The organism is Flectobacillus sp., assembly GCF_049240685.1.
In the GTDB taxonomy this organism is placed as follows: Bacteria; Bacteroidota; Bacteroidia; order Cytophagales; family Spirosomataceae; genus Flectobacillus.
In genome coordinates this window covers 1-20721 of record NZ_JBMLSD010000187.1, presented here as the reverse complement: position 1 = coordinate 20721, position 20721 = coordinate 1, and the positions used below count along the sequence as shown (strand labels likewise).

Sequence of the window (20721 nt, the reverse complement as noted above, 5' to 3'; positions counted from 1 at the left end):
TCTAAATCTCATCTCCATTCACTTTAACTTGTGATTTCATCATGAATCCTACCTTTATCAATCAAACTAAACTAAAAAACCTTGCCCTTGCTCTTGGATTGAGTGCCTTTGCGGCGGTCGGCATGACCGAAAGGCAACAGCGTCTATCTTTAACCAAGGATACGGGCGACAGTGTCAAAAAAGACACGACCAAGTATGTTCTTTATAAAGATTTACCGCTAAAAGCTTCTCGAAAATTCAAATACCAAACCGACGAAGGTACTTGGATGTCATTGGATATAAGTCCAGATGGAAAAAATCTGGTATTTGACCACATGGGCGACTTGTATTCGATTCCTGCTACTGGTGGAAAAGCCCAAAATATTACCAAAGGTTTGGCTTTTGATACTCATCCACGCTATAGTCCTGATGGGAAAAAACTTTTGTTTATCTCTGATAGAAGTGGTTCGGATAACATTTGGATGATTGATTTTGAGAAAAAAGATACCGTTCAAGTAACCAAAGATCGTGACCAAAACTACGAAGCAGCAGATTGGACGCCAGACGGCAATTATATTGTATTTGCCAAAGGTAGTATGAATGTCCAACTATGGATGGTACATAAAGATGGGGGAGGCGGTGTGCAGTTAATCGATCAACCTGCTACCTTAAAAACCATCGACCCTGCCGTGAGTCCTGATGGACGATATATCTATTTCTCGCAACGCAATGGTGCTTGGAATTACAATGCCATGTTTCCACAATACCAAATTGGGATGTATGACCGTGACAATGGCAAACGCACTACGATTACCTCACGCTATGGTTCGGCATTTACTCCAACGATTTCGGGTGATGGCAAATGGCTAGTGTATGGTTCTCGTTTTGAGGATAAAACAGGTTTGGTACTTCGTAACCTCATTTCGGGTGATGAAAAATGGTTAGCGTATCCTGTACAACGTGACGACCAAGAGTCAATCGCCACGATGGGAGTTTTACCCGCAATGACTTTTACGCCAGATAATCAAGCTGTTATTGCTTCTTATGGTGGGAAAATCTACAAAATAGCCTTGAATGGAGGTGCTCCAACGCCGATTCCATTTACAGTAGATATGGATATCGAAATGGGACCAAGATTAGAGTTTAAATATCCTATTAGTGATACTACTCGTACATTGGCAACCCAAATTAGAGACGTAGTGAGTTCGCCAGATGGTAAGAAAATCGCTTTTACAGTACTAAACAGATTGTATGTGGCTGATTATCCCAAAGGTACGCCAAAGCGTTTAACTAATTTTGAGTTTACAGAAGCTCAACCAACTTGGTCAAACGATGGAAGTCAAATCACTTTTGTAACATGGACTGCCCAAGGAGGAAGTTTGTACAAAGTTCAAGCAGACGGAAGCAATCTACAGAAAATCACTTCTGTACCAGCCCTTTACAGTCAACCAGCATACGCTCCGAAGGATGATAAAATCGTATTTATTCGTAGTAAAATGCGTGCTTACAAAGAATCTGTAGGTCCTGTGGCCAATGGTTCTGAAGATGAATTATGTTGGATTGATACCAAAGGAGGAGAAATAACCGTCATCGACCAAGCTAAAGGACGAGAATATCCTCATTTTGTAAAAAAACAAACGGACAGAATCTATCTCAGCGGAGGCGAAGGAAGCGTAGTATCTATCAAATGGGATGGTACAGACGAAAAAACTCATGCGAAAGTTTCGGGTATTACTACTTACGGAATGAGCATCGAGGGAGAAGATTTTGCGCATAACTGTATGCTTTCAGAACGTACAGCTTCGGCAATGGAAGTGAATCGTGCATCAAACGCATCCAGAGTATTAATGTCCCCTGATGGTGAAAAAGCTTTGGCGCAGATTAACAATGATATTTATTCGATGACGATTCCTCAAACTGGTAAAACTGTTTCTATTTCTGTAGCAGATGCTTCTTCAGCGCAATTTCCAGCCAAAAAATTGACTGATTTAGGTGGAGAGTTTCCGTCTTGGTCAAGCGATTCTAAGAAAATCCGTTGGGCATTAGGGCGTTTTCATTTTGAATATGATTTTGATAAATCTGTAGCGTTTGAAGATAGTGTAAAATCAGCGAAGAAAGCACAAGAAAAAGCTAAGGCTGACTCAATTAGTAAAGCAAAAACAGATACGGTAAAAATCAAGACTGATGCTAAACCAAAAGTTGCTAAAGCTCCAGTCAAAAAAGCTGACGATACTTACAAACCTTTAGAAACAGAGATAAAGGTATATTACGAAAAAGATATTCCTCAATCTGCCATCTTGTTGAGAGGTGGTCGTATCATCACCATGAAAGGAGAGGAGGTAATTTCAAACGGTGATGTATTGATAGAAAACAATCGAATCAAAGCTGTAGGAAAAAGCGGGACGCTTAAGGCATCAGGTGCCAAAGTTGTAGATGTGAGTGGAAAAACGATTATTCCAGGTTTTGTAGATACTCACTCGCACATGTGGCCACAGTGGGGTATCCAAAAAAATCAGGTTTGGATTTATGCTGCTAACCTCGCCTACGGTGTAACAACAACCCGCGACCCCCAAACTGCTACTACCGACGTATTGACTTATAGCGATATGGTAGAAGCTGGTAAAATGGTTGGCCCACGTGTGTATTCAACAGGTCCTGGGGTTGGTTTTTGGTCCTATAATATCAAAGATTCTACAGGTGCAAGCAATGCCCTTAAACAATACAGCAAGTATTTTAATACCAAATACATCAAAATGTATTTGACAGGTAATCGCCAGACTCGTCAGTGGATTATTAAGGCAGCGAAAGAACAGCAATTGATGCCAACGACCGAAGGTGGTTTGAATCTCAAATTGAACATTACGAATATGTTAGACGGATACCCTGGACATGAACATACCATTCCCGTATATCCATTGTACAATGATTTAGTAAAATCTATATCATATTCAAAAATGGCGGTAACTCCGACGCTATTAGTATCCTATGGTGGTCCATTTGCTGAAATTTATTACTTCGAAACAGAAGACCCTTATCATGACAAAAAGATGCAATACTTCATGCCGTATGAAGAATTAGCAGAGAAAACTAGACGTGTGAGTGGTTGGTTTTTACCAGAAGAACACGTTTTCCAAAAACACGCCAAATCTATGAAATCAATGGTAGAAAATGGTTCTTTGGCTGGTATTGGTAGTCATGGAGAGTTCCAAGGTTTGGGTTATCACTGGGAACTATGGTCGATGCAAAGTGGAGGCATGAAAACGCATGATGCCTTGAAAGTTGCAACTATTCTGGGTGCTACAGCCTTAGGTTTGGATAAGGATTTAGGAAGTATCGAAAAAGGGAAATTAGCCGATTTGTTGATTTTGGATAAAAATCCTTTAGAAAATATTCGCAATTCGAATAGCATTAAAATGGTCGTTAAAAACGGACGTGTGTACGATGCCAATACGCTAAACGAGACTTATCCAAGCAACAATAAGCTCATTCGCAGCGAATGGGAATTTGAAAAACCTGCTAAGACTACGAATATTGACGAGTAGATGCAGTTGCGTCTGAGACGTTCCAAATTGAGTGAGTTTAGATTGAGTGAATGAGTGATTATTACTCTATGTCTCTCAAACAGATTCAATATCAAAAAAGCGGTCGAAAACTATTTTCGACCGCTTTTTTGATATTAAAATTCTGAATGAAAATAATCACTCAATTACTCATTCACTAAATATTCTCCTACAACGCACCAGCTTTGATTTCATCAACTACCGATGGGTCGAGCAAGGTTGAAGTATCGCCTAAGTTGCCCGTATCACCTTCGGCTACTTTGCGAAGAATACGACGCATGATTTTGCCAGAACGTGTTTTTGGTAAGCCTGATACAAACTGGATTTTATCTGGTTTGGCAATTGGTCCGATAATGCGTGTTACCGTTGCCAAAATGTCTTTGCGTGTTAAATCTGTATCGCCAACGTGTTTTTCGCAAATAACATACGCATAGATACCTTGTCCTTTGATATCGTGAGGATAACCCACTACCGCAGATTCAACCACACCCAAGTGCATGTTGATGGCATTTTCTACCTCGGCAGTACCAATACGGTGTCCAGATACGTTGATCACGTCATCTACACGACCTGTAATGCGATAATAACCATCTTCATCTCTCATACAACCGTCGCCTGTGAAATACAAGTTTTTGTAAGTTGAGAAATACGTTTGACGACAACGCTCATGGTCGCCATAAGTGGTACGAATGATGGATGGCCAAGGGAATTTAATACACAAATTACCCGAAACGCCATTTCCTTCGATTTCGTTGCCATTTTCATCTACCAAAATTGGCTGTACACCTGGCAATGGTAAAGTAGCGTAAGCTGGTTTGGTTTTCGTAATATTGGCTATTGGAGAAATCAAAATACCACCCGTTTCTGTTTGCCACCATGTATCCACGATTGGACAAAGCCCTTTACCAATTTTTTCGTTGTACCAGTTCCAAGCTTCTTCGTTGATTGGCTCACCTACTGAACCTAATACTTTTAACGAGCTTAGGTCTTTTCCTTCTACAAATTGGTCACCAAATGACATCAACGAACGAATCGCTGTTGGTGCTGTGTAGAGAATATTTACTTTATGCTTTTCAACAATATCCCAGAAACGACCCGCATCTGGATACGTTGGAATACCTTCAAACATTAAGGTTGTAGCCCCACAAGCCAATGGCCCATACACAATGTAAGAGTGACCAGTAATCCAACCAATGTCAGCTGTACAGAAGTGCGTTTGACCTTCTTCATACTGAAAAACATTGGCAAAGGTATACGATGAATATACCATATAGCCTCCTACTGTGTGAACTACTCCTTTTGGCTTGCCAGTCGACCCAGAAGTATATAGGATAAACAGCATATCTTCCGAGTCCATTTCTTCAGCTGGACAGTCGGCCGAAACCAATTTTACTTCGTCTTCCCACCAGCAGTCACGACCTTTGAGCATAAATACAGGCGTGCGAGTACGAGTCGAAACAATCACGCGCTCAACACTTGGACATTGAATCAAGGCATCGTCTACGGTAGCTTTCAATGGAATCTCTTTGTTGCCACGGAAAGCGCCATCGGTTGTTACTACGATATTACATTGAGCATCGTTGATACGGTCGGCGATAGATTGCGCAGAAAAACCACCAAATACCACCGAGTGAATCGCACCAATACGAGCACAAGCCAATACTGCAATCGCCAATTCTGGAATCATTGGCATATATATACAGATACGGTCGCCTTTTTTGGCGCCATTTCTTTTCAATACATTTGCAAAGCGACAAACTTGCTCATGTAATACCTTATAAGTAATTGTTTGAGAAGGCTCATCTGGGCTATTTGATTCCCAAATAATCGCAGGCTGATTACCTCTTGTTGCCAAATGGCGGTCAAGACAGTTTTCGGTAATATTTAACTTTCCACCTTTAAACCAAGTCACCTTTGGATCGGTAAAATTCCATTCTAAGGTCTTTTTCCAAGGTTTTCTCCAATAGAAGTTCTGAGCAATTTCACCCCAAAAGCTTTCTGGGTCTTCAACACTATACTGATACTTTTCTTGATAGTCTTCGAATGATTTTATTCTTAAGTCCATTGTGTGATTATGTTTTTGGCCTGCTCGTATCTTTTTTAAAAATAACTTTTTAGTAAAGCTATTTTTTTCATAGTCTAATTGACAGGTCTGAATAGAAGGTACGAATTGTTAAATTTTATACTGTAAAAATACAAGATGTTTTTTTCTTTATACTAACTCTTGAAAATGTTTTATGCTAATTTAATATATATTTTATTGCTAAAATATTATATACTAGTAATATAATACAAGTTGAAAAATGGATGTTGCATTTTTCGAAGAGTTTTTGAAGAAAATTGTATTTTTTATTGAAGTAAAAAAATAAAAAATAGTTTTGAGTTAAAGTGTGACAAGTGTTTGGTAAGAAAAAATGATATAGAAAATATTGCCGATTGTCAAGTGACTTGATTATAGTTAAAATGGTATTTCTTTGTATGTATAAAATAGATAAATCCTATAAAACAAGACTGGCAAAGCCACAAGTGCTTTGCCAGTCTTAAAATGTCGAGAAATTTGGTTTGATGAAAGTTTTTTAAGAAATGTTTTGTAGATATATCTGCTTTTTGCTACACCCTCCGAAATAAAATTCTCAAAACTCCTCAGTCAAAACTCAACACTTCCTAGTGTCCTCCACCAATTTCGATTTCGCTAGTCGACATAACGTTTACCAACCAAATAGCGGCGCCAATGATAGCTGCGGCGATAATGATTCTTAAAATCCAGTTCGGTTTTTTTTCAGTTTCTGTGTTCATGTTACAATGGGTTTTAGTGTTTTAAACTTGTTTTTCTGTATATGCTAAGCCAATGTTGCGCTCTTGCAAACGTTGGGTGATTTCATGTAAAATAGCGGGGTCGTCGATTGTCGACGGCACATTGAAGCTTTCGCCATCAGCAATTTGACGGATAATTTTGCGGAGAATTTTTCCTGAACGAGTTTTAGGTAGACGTTTTACTAAAATGGTATTTCTGTAAAAAGCTACAGCACCTATTTGCTCACGAATCAAAGCGATACTTTGTTGCTCAAGCGTATTTTCGTCAATATCTTGTCCATCTTTCAGCACAGCAAAACCTACAGGACGCTGTCCACGTAGCTCGTCGGCGATACCCACCACGGCGCATTCGGCGACTGCTGGGTGTGAGGCAATGATTTCTTCCATAGCACCAGTCGAAAGACGGTGACCTGCCACATTGATTACATCGTCGATACGACCCATAATAAAGACATAGCCATCTTGGTCGATAAAACCGCCATCGCCTGTAAGGTAATAGCCTTCAAAAGTAGTTAAGTAAGAGGTTCTGAAGCGATCGTCGTCATTCCAAAGTGTTGGCAAACAGCCCGGAGGCATTGGGAGTTTGATACAAACATATCCATCCTGATTAGGGCCAAGTTCTTCGCCAGCTTCGTTCAAGATTTTCAACTCAAAACCACAGACAGGCTTGGTTGCCGAACCAGCTTTTACAGGAAAAGCTTCGATACCAACCATGTTGCCTACAATTCCCCAACCCGTTTCGGTTTGCCACCAGTGGTCGAGAATTGGCAATTGAGTAATTTGTTGTAACCACTCAAGGGTAGGAGGGTCGCAGCGCTCGCCTGCCAAGTAAATAGCTTTGAGAGAGCTAATATCATATTTTGCCTTTAGTTCGGCGTGAGGGTCTTCTTTTTTGATTGCTCTAAAAGCAGTTGGCGCTGTAAAAAAGCATTTTACTTTATGCTCTTCAATAACACGCCAAAAAGTACCCGCATCAGGCGTTTTGATAGGCTTTCCTTCGAATAAAATGGTTGTGCAACCATAAATCAAAGGGGCATATACAATGTATGAGTGTCCCACTACCCAACCTACATCCGAGGCTGCCCAATAGACATCGCCAGGTTGTACGTCATAGATAGCACGCATCGAAAAATTCATGGCTACCGCATGACCGCCATTGTCTCGGACAATACCTTTGGGTTTGCCTGTAGTTCCTGAAGTATAAAGGATATATAAAGGATCTGTTGCGTCTACTATTTCGCAAGGAGCTTGGTCTGACTGCTCGACTAATTGAGTATAATCCACATCGCGTATGTCGACCATGCTAGCTTGAGCCTGTGGGCGTTGGAGAATCACACAGTGCGCAGGTTTGTGCTCAGAGGCTTCGATGGCTTCGTCGAGAAGAGGCTTGTAGGGAATTACTTTTTCGAACTCAATGCCGCAAGAGGCCGAAATCATGACCTTTGGTTTGGCATCGTCGATACGTACCGCTAACTCATGAGGGGCAAACCCACCAAATACCACCGAGTGAACAGCACCCAAACGAGCACAAGCGAGCATAGCAATGGCAGCTTCGGGAACCATCGGCATATAAATCACGACAGTGTCTCCTTTTTGAACGCCTAAAGTTTTGAGTCCACCCGCCAATTTAGCTACCTCTTTGGTAAGTTCGCTATAGCTATACTTTTTTATACTTTTGGTAGCTGGAGAGTCGTAAATGATAGCAGTTTGGTCACCTCTGCCGTTTTCTACGTGGTAGTCAAGAGCCAAGTAGGCCGTATTCATCTTACCACCTTTGAACCAGCGATAGAAACCTTTGTCATCAACAGACAAGGTTTGATTGGGAGCTTCAAACCACGAGATTTGCTGAGCCTGCTCGGCCCAAAAAGCCTCACGATTATCAATGCTGAATTGGTATTTTTCTGCGTAAGACATTGATTTATAAGCTTATATTTTTGTTTTGTTATAATTTTAATAGTAGCAGTCAGGTTGGTGATTTTACTTGAAAATACCCTAACGGTTCATCGAAATCGTTGGTTTATGAACGGTTATCAGTTTGACTGATTCCATGAGAAAACATGAATATTTTCACAATACTAAATTAAGTGATTACACGGAATAACAGTGAAAAACTCCGCTAAACTTAGCTAGTTGCAATACCAAGGGCTAAAGCATTGACTTTTGAGACCAAAGTACGGGTAGAAAAGGGCTTGGGCACATATAGGTCGGCTCCGATGGCATATCCTTTTTCCATATCAGATTCTTTGTTTTTTGCACTCAAAAAAACAATTTTGATATGGCTCAACTTGAGGGTGCTTTTGACAAAATGGCAAACTTCATAGCCATCCACATTGGGCATCATGATGTCCAATAAAATAATAGATGGAATCTCACGTTCGATGATGTCAAGTGCTTCTTCTCCATCACGAGCAATAAATACCTGATAACCCTCTTTTTTCATCAGGAATTCAAGCGACATCAAAATGCCTGGCTCGTCGTCAACTACTAATACTTTTAATTGCTGTTTCATCTTTAATGAGTTTTTTTATTAAGAGTCAAAAGGCATACAGTGGTAAAGTGGTAGAGTGATTTTAGATTGATATATACTTGAAAAACAGATGATTGTTTTTCTTGTTCTCCAATGCTTTCTTCCACTTTGTCGCTTTGTGCCTGTTCTCTTTATCCCTTTTATCCTATATCACTGGAAGCATAAAGGTAAATTTTGAGCCATGTCCTACTTCGCTTTCTACCCAGATTTGACCTTGGTGTAGTTCAACGATTTTTTTAGAAATAGCCAATCCTAATCCGCTTCCTTTCGGTTTTTTGATAGTTTGATCTTCTGCTTGAAAAAATTTATCGAAAATTAGTCGCTGAAACTCTTTCGCTATCCCCACACCATTATCTTGGATACTGGTATAAATTGCCCCTTCTACATAGTGTGTTGCTATCTGTATTTCGCCTCTATCTGCCTCACAATATTTGATGGCATTAGAAATAAGGTTTACCACCACCTGTATCAACTTATCTCTATCTGCCTCAAATTTCGGCGCAAAACGGTCTGGTATGAATAATACTTTGATTCCTTTTTCTTTGGCTGGCTGATAAAGTGCATCGATACTATCTTTCACAATTTCTTGAATATCTACGTTTTCCTTAATCAGTTTCTGGCGGCCAGATTCATATTTTTCTAAATCTAGCACCTGATTAATTAATCGACTCAAGCGGTCAGATTCTTTTACGACAGTACCTAAAAAATGCTCTCGTTCTTCTTGGTCCATATCTGGATTGTCGTACACGATTTCGGATAAAGCCCTGATAGAAGTCAGTGGAGTGCGTATTTCGTGTGCGACTGTCGACAAAAAGTCGTCTTTGAGCTTGTCGGTACGTTTCAAAATCTCATTGGCTTCTTTGAGTTCGGAAGTCGCTTTTTCTAGTTCGATAGATTTTCGGCGAAGCTCTTTATTATTGACCATCAATTCTTGCGAAGCTCGAAGAATATTGACTACTTCGTCCATCGAAATATGTTCTTCTTTGGAGATAGAAGCCACCATAATTCGAGCGGAGGCAGCGCCCACAACACCCGCCAAAAGCTTTTCGGAATAAGTAACTAACTTTGGGTCAGCCTTTTTGTTTTCTAAATTTAAACTATGTTTTTGGGCAAAAAGCCGAAGAACTCTGTCGGTTCGCCGTTCGCCAAAAAAGTTGAATAGGAGTGTCCTGATGTCATTCAGGTAAGCCGTACCACGCCAAATAGTAGTATTATCAGTAAATTTGGAATGACTGAAAATATCTACAAAAGTGACTGCCTGATTGAGTTCAATAGAGGTAGATTTGGTGATTAATGAAATGGAAACATAACTACCAATATTGAAGAACATACTCCAGAATATGCCATGTGAAATGTCATCCATTCCCTCTAGTCCAAATAGGGCAGAAGGGCGCAAGGCTTTGATTCCCCAAAGACCTTCCTCCAAAATAGAGTGAGGAAACAGCCCTGCACCAATCAGCGATGGAAGTACGAGAGTATAAAACCAGATAAAGGTTCCTGATAATAGTCCAGTAATTGCGCCTTTACGGTTTCCTTCTTTCCAATAAATACCACCAATAATGGCAGGAGCAAATTGCGCAACGGCCGCAAACGAAACCATCCCGATAGATACCAACGAGAAGTACCGAGCAATAGCTTTGGCATAGATATATGCCAATAACAAAATGATAAAAATGCTGACTCTTCGAATATTATTGACTAGGCCACTAAGATTGTTTTCGTATTTACCAATAACCTTGGGGTATGCCAATAAAATCGGCATAACTAAACTATTAGAAACCATGATACTGAGGGCAATGGTTTCGACAATAACCATACTTGTAGCGGCCGAAAACCCTCCGATATAGGTAAGTAAGGCTAGGAACTTCGCATCGTATTTGAGAGGAATCGCCAATAAGTAATTGTCGGGATTGACATCATGATTGGGAAACAGTAATTCTCCTCCAAAAGCAATAGGCAATACAAAAATATTGATAATCAACAAGTACAGTGGAAACAACCACATGGCCTTATTGAGATGTTTTTCGTTGACATTTTCGACTACGGCTACCTGAAACTGCCTCGGTAAAAATAAGATGGCACTCATTGATAAGGCAGTATGCCAAAACCAAGAGGAATATTCCCCTTTGTTGCCATCTATCAAAAACTGAGATTTTAATTGTGGATGTAAAGCTGCATTATTGAAAATATCACCAAATCCATTGAATACACTGTAGGTGACAAACACCCCTACCACAATAAAAGCCAGCGCTTTGATGATAGATTCGGCAGCGATGGCGGCTACCATCCCCTCGTGGCGTTCTGTGGAATCGATTTTTCTTGTACCAAAAATAATGGTAAAAAGCCCCAAGCCCATTGAGATATAAAAGGTGAGGTCATCCAAGAAAATATGGCTATTAGATGGAGAATCGGTATGAGTTAGAATTCTAAAACTACTTGATATCGCTTTGAGCTGAATGGCAATATAAGGCAAAACTCCCACTAACGAAACCAAGGTTACAATAATACCAAGAGTAACATTTTTACCATATCGTGACGAAATAAAATCAGCAATAGAAGTAATTCGATATACTTTAGAGATACGAATGATTTTGCGAATCACCAACCACCAAAGAGGCATCATGAGTGTAGGGCCTATATATACCGAAAGATATTCGATACCATAGCTTACAGCTCGCCCCACCGAGCCATAAAAAGTCCATGCCGTACAGTATATAGCCAAAGAAAGCGCATATATGTAGGGGTTTGTTACAAGGCTTTTGCCTTTTTCAGAACGTTTTTCGGCCCAATACGCTACACCAAATAAAAATGCCAGATATAGTAAGGACGCCAAAACTAAGATTATGCTATTCATCGTGATTCGAATGGTCTTGGTTTTTGTTTAGCTCTCTGACATTAAGATAAATCACTACAATCAAGATTAACCATAGCACAAAGACGTATAAAAAGAGGCTTGGAATGCCTGCTATTTGAGTGTCCAGATTGAATATAGAAATAATCGGGAAATTGTATAACAGTAAAAACAAGCAGCTGATAATAAAAAGTCTTTGCTCTTTGATTGATTCTTTCATGTTTTTAGGAATATGGTCGATTTGCTGGAGCGTGGCCATGAGGTTAATTTTGAAAGCAAATGATGGTTGCTTTATGGTATCTTTCCAATGGCGGTCGGCTTCATACCGAATTTGTCTATTTTATCTATTTGCATCATTACCAATTTACCAGAAATATACTTAATCTTCATTTTTGACGATTCAAATCGCCCCAATAATCTGTTTTTTTGAGGAAAAAAGACCAATGAAGTCCCTCGGAGGAGGCTATCTCTAGTATATATACATAATTACTGACAGTGTCAAGCAAAATAATAAGAAATAAGACTTATTCAATAAAAAATAGACAATTACTTAGCTAAGTTGGTAGAGTTTTTGGAAAGCAATATCCCCTTAAACTAAGAATGTATGCCAAGAGCCAAAAATGACTTCATTGACATACATTACTCAACTCATCTATCCCTAAAAACTATATTTAGTACTGATTTTTGGTTCAAAGTAGTTTGTTGTAGTAAACTACTTTGAGTAAAACATATCTTGCAATAATCAATCAAATTTGACTTGATTGCGATTAGGCGTTTTCTTCGTTGAATTCGCCTTGAAGGGCATATTTCCCAAAAATTAACAACCCACCCGTGATGATTGGTGTTAGGATAAACATGATGATAATTCCAAATACTAGGTCATCTTGCTTTCCAGAACTCAATTTAGGAAGCCCTAACACCGTGATGCCAAACCAAGCAGCTGCGATACCGAGGGCAATCCAAACGATACCTAAGATTTTTTTTATTCCGTCCATTTTTATAAAAATTTAGAATGTATTCAATAGAAGTTATTTGTTAAGTATGATTGCTGAATTGTGAGTGGTGAATTGTGAATGTAAATTTTTACTTCCAGAATTCTATATTCAAAACACACTATTCTCAATTCAGCATTAAAACCAAAGAGTCATTTTTGCCTATAGCTTAAAGCCTACAGCTATTACTCTACTCCTCCTTTTTTCTCTTTGATATAAAGCAAGCCGATGACAAAACAAATACCTGCAATCAACATAGGATATTTCAAACCCTCTAAGTATGGCTGAGCGTTTACCACTGCCTGACCAGCTTTTTCGGCGGCATCATTTGCATCTTTTGCTTTTGATACCAAGTAAGTGGCAATTGCTGGCATCAAACCTCCAAATACACCGTTACCAATGTGGTATGGTAAAGACATAGACGTGTAGCGGATTTTTACTGGGAACATTTCTACTAAGAACGCCGCAATTGGTCCGTAAGCCATCGTCACAAATATTAGCTGAATAAATACCATCCAAATCATGGTCCATTTATCGCCTTCGTTCAATTTTACGGTTTTAACAACATCTGGTTTTGGCGCCTCTTTTGAAGCATCAGCCAAAACTGTTACTTTTTTCACTTCTTTATATTTTGTACCATCAGTAAACTCTTTAGTAACTGTTGTAGTAATCAAAGAATCGGCTGTACCTTCTACCAAGCCTCGTTTAACTTCTTCAGTTGTTTTAGCCGTGATTTCTTCTTTGCTCTTGATGTTTGCAGTCTGATAAATTTTCTCATAAATAGGACGGTAGCAAAGTACCCCCAATAACATACCTGTCAACATGATACCTTTACGACCAATTTTGTCTGATAACCATCCAAAGAATACAAAAAATGGCGTACCCATCATCAAGGCGATAATCAAAAGGGTGTTGGCTTGTTGGAAATCGATATTACAAATTTTCAACAAGAAGGTCTGTGCGTAGAACTGACCCGTGTACCAAATCACCCCTTGACCCATCGTAGCACCAAACAATGCAAGCAATACATATTTGAAGTTATACTTATTACCAAACGACTCTTTCAATGGATTTGCCGATGTTTTACCTTCTGCTTTAGCTTTTGCAAACAAAGGCGACTCGTGCATATTTTTACGAATTAAGACAGAAACATATACCATGATGATAGATACCCAAAATGGAACTCTCCATCCCCATTCTTCAAATTTTTCTTTACCTAATGACGATTGTGTAATCAAAATCACTGCCAATGAGATAAACAAACCTGCCGTTGCAGTAATTTGAATCCAAGAGGTCCAAAAACCTTTTTCGTTGGCAGGTGCGTGCTCTGCAACATACGTAGCAGCGCCACCGTACTCGCCGCCCAAGGCCAAGCCTTGTAACAAACGAAGTACCAATACCAATAGTGGCGCAAAGAAACCAATAGTTTCATAACCTGGCACACAACCGATGGCAAATGTAGCGCCGCCCATCAAGACAAGTGTTACCATGAATGTGTATTTACGACCAATCAAGTCACCAAGACGACCGAAGAAAAGCGCTCCAAAAGGACGAACTACGAAGCCCGCTGCAAAAGTGGCAAGTGTTGACAAAAATGCCGCTGTAGGGTTGTCTTTTGGAAAAAACTGTGTTGAAATAATAGTGGCTAAGCTTCCGAAGATATAAAAGTCATACCATTCGATGAGGGTTCCAACCGATGAAGCTCCAATGATGGATGCTAGTCCTGCGGTAGATTTCTTTTCTGACATAGTTGCTAATGGTTAAACGGGGTTAATACTTTGATTTAGGGTAAAGTTGAAGTTCGAGGGGCTTAGTTCTACGCGCTCTGCCCCTCTGGCCTTGCTTTACAATTTTTTTGTAAAAGTGATTTTAGAAATTATATACGACTACTGCTTGTAAACGATGGTTTGTAGCTGTAAACGAACGCGCAAGGTCACCGCTTGCAGGCTTGAATGAGATGTTACTTGGCAGGGTTCCTGAGGCATTTGGCACAGTGCCGTCTACATCTGCCCAATTCATTGCGCTGAGTTCGTATTCAAGCGAAAACTTCATTTTGCCAGAATAAAAATCAACTCTTGGTGACAATCTGAACATGCTATCAAAAGTTCTTGTTGTACTGATACCTCTGCCTAAAAATGCTAAGCTACCGCTCTGGATATCAGATTTATTGATGGCCTCAGATAATCCTAGATTTTTCATGTAACCGACAAATACGGCTGGTTGTACAGATTTTGATTTGGTCGAAATCAACTCACCCCAAAGGTTCCATTGATTTTGAGCTACATATTTCCATTCGCCTGTAGTGGCATTACGATATTCGGCCAAACCTCCCAAGCCTACATACTGCGTATAGCTTTGTCCATACGTTGTATGAAACTTCGCTGTTAGCTTACTAGAGGTATATTTTGCATAAGCCAACAAGTTGAGCGTGAATAGGTTGGTCGTAATATTTTTAGAAATATTCGGAGCTCCTGTTCCTCCCCAAGCGCCTGTGCTTGGGTTTTGTGTATCTGTAATTCTTGGGCGAATAGCATTACCTTCCAAACCGATACTTGCTAAGAACTTCTTGTTTTCTACACCTAATTGCGCGGCAAATGATGGTGTCGTAGCATATTTGTAAGCGTCAACCCCTGTTCCTGAGCCAAATGCACCTGCTGGGCTAAATCCTTGTAAATCATACCCAAATAGCACTCCAGTAAATGATACAAGGTTCGAAAGCTTGTGTGTCAAGCGAACTTGTGGTATAAACGAGAATGGGTTGAACGGAATCCCTGTATTAAAGTTGGCTGTTCCTGGAAAGCACTTTGGTATAAAGTTGGGATTCCAGTATTGACCTACCAGTAATTGAGTTTTTGCCCAATCCAGCGCTACATAAGCGTGGCGCAAGCGTAGTAAGTTTTCTGTACCGCCTCCCGATGTGCCCGCGATTCCGTTGGTTATACCAAAAAAGTCGGTTTCAAGTATCCCACTTGCTTTTGCTCCAAAAGCACTTATTCCTCCGAATTTTACGCCTAATCTTGTTACAATGGCTGAGTAACCGAGCTGCGGAATGGCGTTTGCGTCGTCGTTACCATTGGGTGTTAGTGTTGTTCCCGAGCGAGTTGGCAGGTTGGTAGCATCTGAGGGATACACATCTAATACCCCATCTCTCAGGTCTAAATTTCTTCTTGTATTATAGTAAATATCATTTCTCACAAACCCGTACACTGTCACTTTTTGCTCGGCAGGAGCCTCGGTTTTAGCTGGCGTTGATGCCGTTGTCGAACCAGAGGTTGTACTACTTTGAGCGACAATGCTAGACGTGCAAATAGCTGTGCCTAACACCGATAATAAAAATTTTTTCATAATCGAAGAATGGTTTTTGTGGTCTTGTTTTGTTATAAATTGCCTTATAGAGGCATTTTTCAAAAAGAACTAAAACAGTTCTATGGTTTTGTTTTGTTGTAATATTCTGTGCTTTTTTTGCACTGGTTTATGATACAAACCTCATAAAAAAAACTATACCAGCAATAGCAGTGGTATAGTTTTGCAATTTTTGTATAGTTTTGACTATCAGTTATTCTTCGAAAAATGATAAAATTGGTAATTAGGTGGAGTTTTTAGTTATAAATATATCATGAAAAACCCATCGCCTTAGCCTAGTGTTTTAACCTTTCCCATTTGATGAGCATGAATTTATCACCAAGCTCTGTAACAATCATCCCTGCGCCTTTAAGATTGTCTCTATTGGCATAGAATTCTGCTAATTCTTTGTGGTTCAGTATTTTATAAGTAGGATGGTACTCATTTCCTTTGGGTACTTTTATCTGATATTTCTTTACCCAGTTCATCACAGAAACGTGAGAAACACCTAATAGTCGCTCAATTTCGCGGTAAGTAACACCTTCAATATAGAGCTGAAGTGCTTTGATGACATAGTACTGAGAAATACCTTTACCAAGCTTCTCTACGGTAAAGTTATAATTACAGGTTTTACACTTAAAGCGTTGCTTATCCTTGATAACTCCGCTTTTGGTGACTAATGATGAGTCACATTTTGGGCAATTTGGGTTTTTCATAGATTTTTTTGTGATATATTACGGTTAGCAAATATATATCATTTGAGCAACAATATAAAAGTTTTTGGATACTTATTTTTTATACTGAAATCTTACGGAATAGGGGTTTTTGTCAAAATATTATTCTAAAAATATAAAATTATCGAAATATTATTTGTTTTGTACAAAGGTTGGTGTAAAACGTTGTACAAAACGAAGAAAAAATGGATTCTAATTATTTTCCAGTGATATAAAATAAATATGTCAATGAAAGATAGGTAGGAAGTGTAAATTTCCTGATTTTGCTCAAATCAAAACTCAATATTCTAATATTCTGCAACTTGTTTGGGTAAAAACCTTTTAGAACAAAGACAAAATAGTCTGAAATTTCATGTTTTTTGACGAAAAAAATCATACAAAAAGCCATAATTGTCTCAATCAAAGCACAAACTTATTTTTGCGGACATCTCTAATTACAGCAACTATGTTAATCCAAGGCAGCTATGGCTTGCTTGAGGCGTTCGAGCGTGTATTTCTTGTCCAAAACAATAGGAGGCTTCATCCTTTCGGCACAATCAACAGCGCCGCATCGTTCGCAGGTTTCGTTGACTTTGCGCCTAGGTAAAGCTGGGTCGTTTAGAAATTGCGCCATACTTCTCAAATTATCGTCAATCGCAAAACCGAGTGTTACGCTACTGTTCATTTTTTTGTTTGGAGGCGAAGGCTTCGCCAAAGACATCACAAAATAATGGTTGTTGGTGTCGATATATTCGGATACTTGCGCTTTGCACAATACTTTTTCTGAGTCGTAACCTTCTTCCTTTTGGATTTTTTCTAAATCTTTCAAAATGGTCAAGGATACCCAGCGGCGACAATAATGCTCGTTGAGTGCCGTGCCATGTGGGGTATGTAGTTTTGCCAAGTGCATTTCCTTGGTCAAATAAAACAACTCATGGTCTACCTCGTTGTTGAAACGCAAGAAGAATAGATTATTGATTTTGAAATGGCTAGTCATCAAATTTGAAAGGCGATGATAGAACATTTCGGGAGTTGCATTGAACAAACGCATAATGCTTAACATCATATCGCCGTTCCATTTTGGACTCGCAAAGAAATACGTCAAGCGATCGACCAATACATTTTTGTTGATGAGTACCGCGCCTGCAAAATAGGATGCCTTGAAGTTGTTGAGAACTTGTTCAAAAGAATTGACTTCTATAACCGAAGAAATATAAGGGCGATTTTTGAGCTGCAAAAATTGGTATCCTAACTCACGTCCAAAGGTAAAGGCTCGTTGTTCTGGGCTTAAATCACCATTAACTAATAATTTTGAATTTTTAGGATTATATACTGAGCGAATTGTCATCAAGTCGGGATGACTTTCACGGGTGAACTCTTCTATTTGATACCCATAAAAATTTTGAAGGATGTCAGATAACAAAGTATCGTTGGGTGAAGTGATTTCCGAAATTTCGAATAGCTTACGAAACTGCTGTGCCGATTCTTCAATATCTGGGAAATAATTATCATACATTTCTTGGTACGACCGCAATACCGAAAAGTAAAACTGCTCTACGCGCATATCGTAGTTGCGACTAATTTCGATAATCGTACTAATAAAGGCCGAAATTTTGGCTGGCGCTTCCGACATTAGCTCAATAAAGTCGGCCGGTTCGACCCCAAAAATCTCTAAAGGTAGCTCTGTAAGGATATTCGAATTGAGTAATTCGGCGATAGGTTCGAGCTGTTTACTCAATTTTAACGATACCAAAGAATCATAATCTATATTTAAAGCATCTGATAGCGCCATGATTTTTTCGGTTTTAGGATATTTTTTCCCTTTTTCTATCTCGTTCAAATAGGAGATAGATAAGCCCGATTTTTCGGCAACTTCGCTCAGTGAGAGCTTTTTATCTAGTCGTAACTGTCTGATTTTCAGTCCGAAAATTATTTTTACTTTATCGCTGTTTGCACTCATATCTTTTATTGTTTTTCCAAAATTACGTATAAATTTTTAAAGAAAATAACGAAATATTAAAATTTAGCGAAATTTCGCTTGTTTTTTAAATTTCGCATTTTTAACTTTGTTTCGAAGTTCAGCAATAAGTTATTTCTTTTTCATCAGATATAAAGAAAAGTTTTAGCGAAATTTCACGAAAAAATAAACATAAGATTCTCTATTGATGTAATGCCTAAGAGGCCAAACCAATGCAGCAAAAAGAGAAGGATAAAAACCAAATGGTGCTCGGAGTAAACAGTGTTTCTCAGATACGTTTGCTCAAAGCCTTTAGCTCTGAAAATAACAAAACAAAACCACCAGTAAGATATGAATCAGCATTCAATTCAAGGAGTGGAGATATTGGGAGAAGTATCACCGCAGTTTGAGACTATTCTGACCAAAGAGGCATTGACCTTTGTGCGCGATTTGCAAAGAATGTTCAATCGTCAGCGCTTGGCTTTGCTCAATAATCGTGTTCTGCGCCAAGAACAAATCAATCAAGGTATTTTGCCAGACTTTTTGCCAGAAACTGCGGAGATTCGTCAGGCTGATTGGAGCGTTGCCCCAATTCCGCAAGACTTACAAGACCGTCGTGTCGAAATCACAGGACCTGTTGATCGTCGTATGGTAATCAATGCGCTCAATTCTGGGGCAAAAGTCTTTATGGCTGATTTTGAAGATGCCAACACGCCTTCTTGGAGCAATGTGATTGAAGGGCAAATTAATTTGCGTGATGCTATTCGTAAACAAATAGACTTTACGGCCGACAATGGTAAATTTTATGCGCTAAATCCTGAAGTGGCGGTTTTGAAAGTGCGTCCTCGTGGCTGGCACATGGAAGAAAAACACGTGCTAATCGACGGAGAGCCAGCTTCGGCTTCGATTTTTGACTTTGGTTTGTATTTCTTTCATAATGCTTGGGAATTAATCAAGCGCGGAAGTGGACCATATTTCTATTTACCAAAAATGGAAAGTCACCTAGAGGCTCGTCTTTGGAATGACCTATTTGTAGCGGTACAAGATACTTTAGAGGTTCCGCAAGGTACGACCAAAGTGACGGTTTTGATTGAAACCATCATGGCAGCCTTTGAGATGGATGAAATCCTGTACGAACTTCGCAACCATATTGCGGCACTCAATGCAGGTCGTTGGGATTATATCTTTAGTTGTATCAAGAAATTTCATCAATATGCCGACCGCCTTCTTCCAGATCGCGTTCAGGTAACGATGGCCGTGCCGTTTATGCGAGCTTATGCAAAATTATTAGTGCAAACTTGTCATAAACGCAAAGCTCATGCTATCGGAGGTATGTCTGCGTTTATACCTAACCGTAAGGATGAAGCTGTGAATAAAATGGCTTTTGAGCGAGTGAATGCCGATAAAGAACTAGAAGCAAGTACGGGCTTTGATGGCACATGGGTAGCTCATCCCGATTTGGTAGCGGTGGCATTAGTACCATTTAATAAAGCTTTGGGCGAAAATCCTAACCAAAAACAGGTAATGCTTGAAAATGAAGTCATTACAGGTGCCGAGCTAATCAACTTTACGATTCCGAATACCGCCATTACCGAAGCTGGTATCAGAATGAATATCCAAGTAGGTATTTTGTATATCGAATCATGGTTGAGAGGGGTAGGAGCAGCAGCGATCCATAACCTTATGGAAGATGCAGCCACAGCCGAAATCTCCAGAGCTCAGGTATGGCAATGGCTTCATCATGGTGCCAAAACCGACCAAGGACAATTAATCGATACGGACTATTACAAGTATTTGCTCAGCGATGAAGTACAGAAAATCAAGCATTTAGTAGGAATTGAAAAATATGATGCTGGCAAATTTATAGAAGCAATTCAACTGTTTGACAAGCTCGTAACACAAGAAGGATTCGACTATTTCCTAACAACCGATGCCTACGAAGTACTTCTCAGTCAAGAGGAAGCGATTCAGAGTGATGAGTTTTGA

The 20721-nt window shown here is 39.5% G+C and carries 13 protein-coding genes; 2 read left to right on the top strand and 11 right to left on the bottom strand.

Features of this window, described 5'->3' with window-relative positions:
- The first annotated feature begins 41 nt into the window (after window positions 1–41).
- Window positions 42–3521: an amidohydrolase family protein gene (locus ACOVQ4_RS08680; protein ID WP_421820256.1), complete on the top strand. Its 3480-nt coding sequence runs from the start codon at window positions 42–44 to the stop codon at window positions 3519–3521.
- 187 nt (window positions 3522–3708) lie between these two features.
- Here ACOVQ4_RS08680 and acs read toward each other — a convergent pair whose 3' ends face one another.
- The 11 genes from acs to ACOVQ4_RS08625 form a co-directional block, all read right to left on the bottom strand.
- Window positions 3709–5604, bottom strand: a complete 1896-nt coding sequence (acs, locus tag ACOVQ4_RS08675; protein ID WP_421820255.1) for an acetate--CoA ligase — start codon at window positions 5602–5604, stop codon at window positions 3709–3711.
- A 599-nt stretch (window positions 5605–6203) separates the two neighbouring features.
- Window positions 6204–6335, bottom strand: a complete 132-nt coding sequence (locus ACOVQ4_RS08670) for a hypothetical protein (RefSeq protein WP_255494267.1) — start codon at window positions 6333–6335, stop codon at window positions 6204–6206.
- Between the two features lie 21 nt (window positions 6336–6356).
- On the bottom strand, window positions 6357–8267 hold the full coding sequence (locus tag ACOVQ4_RS08665) for a propionyl-CoA synthetase (protein ID WP_421820254.1): 1911 nt from the start codon (window positions 8265–8267) through the stop codon (window positions 6357–6359).
- A gap of 208 nt (window positions 8268–8475) precedes the next feature.
- Window positions 8476–8862 (bottom strand): response regulator transcription factor, encoded by a 387-nt coding sequence (locus ACOVQ4_RS08660; protein WP_095160918.1) that lies wholly within the window; start codon window positions 8860–8862, stop codon window positions 8476–8478.
- Window positions 8863–9025: 163 nt separating this feature from the next.
- The gene (locus tag ACOVQ4_RS08655; RefSeq protein WP_421820253.1) at window positions 9026–11734 is read right to left on the bottom strand and encodes an ATP-binding protein; all 2709 of its coding nucleotides are present in this window, start codon (window positions 11732–11734) and stop codon (window positions 9026–9028) included.
- Window positions 11727–11990 carry a hypothetical protein gene (locus ACOVQ4_RS08650; RefSeq protein ID WP_421820252.1) on the bottom strand — a complete coding sequence of 88 codons (264 nt, stop codon included), beginning with the start codon at window positions 11988–11990 and terminating at the stop codon, window positions 11727–11729. The genes ACOVQ4_RS08655 and ACOVQ4_RS08650 overlap by 8 nt, the downstream gene beginning before the upstream one ends.
- A gap of 508 nt (window positions 11991–12498) precedes the next feature.
- Window positions 12499–12726, bottom strand: a complete 228-nt coding sequence (locus ACOVQ4_RS08645) for a DUF6814 family protein (protein ID WP_421820251.1) — start codon at window positions 12724–12726, stop codon at window positions 12499–12501.
- 182 nt (window positions 12727–12908) lie between these two features.
- On the bottom strand, window positions 12909–14471 hold the full coding sequence (locus ACOVQ4_RS08640; protein WP_421820250.1) for an MFS transporter: 1563 nt from the start codon (window positions 14469–14471) through the stop codon (window positions 12909–12911).
- A 121-nt stretch (window positions 14472–14592) separates the two neighbouring features.
- Window positions 14593–16068, bottom strand: coding sequence for a hypothetical protein (locus ACOVQ4_RS08635; protein ID WP_421820249.1), 1476 nt, complete (start codon window positions 16066–16068; stop codon window positions 14593–14595).
- A 293-nt stretch (window positions 16069–16361) separates the two neighbouring features.
- Window positions 16362–16781 (bottom strand): transposase, encoded by a 420-nt coding sequence (locus ACOVQ4_RS08630; protein ID WP_421820248.1) that lies wholly within the window; start codon window positions 16779–16781, stop codon window positions 16362–16364.
- Window positions 16782–17247: 466 nt separating this feature from the next.
- Entirely contained in the window at window positions 17248–18738 is a 1491-nt protein-coding gene (locus ACOVQ4_RS08625; RefSeq protein WP_421820247.1) for a helix-turn-helix domain-containing protein, read from the bottom strand.
- 348 nt (window positions 18739–19086) lie between these two features.
- On the opposite strand from ACOVQ4_RS08625, the gene aceB reads away from it, so the two are divergent.
- Window positions 19087–20721 carry a malate synthase A gene (gene aceB / locus ACOVQ4_RS08620; RefSeq protein ID WP_421820246.1) on the top strand — a complete coding sequence of 545 codons (1635 nt, stop codon included), beginning with the start codon at window positions 19087–19089 and terminating at the stop codon, window positions 20719–20721.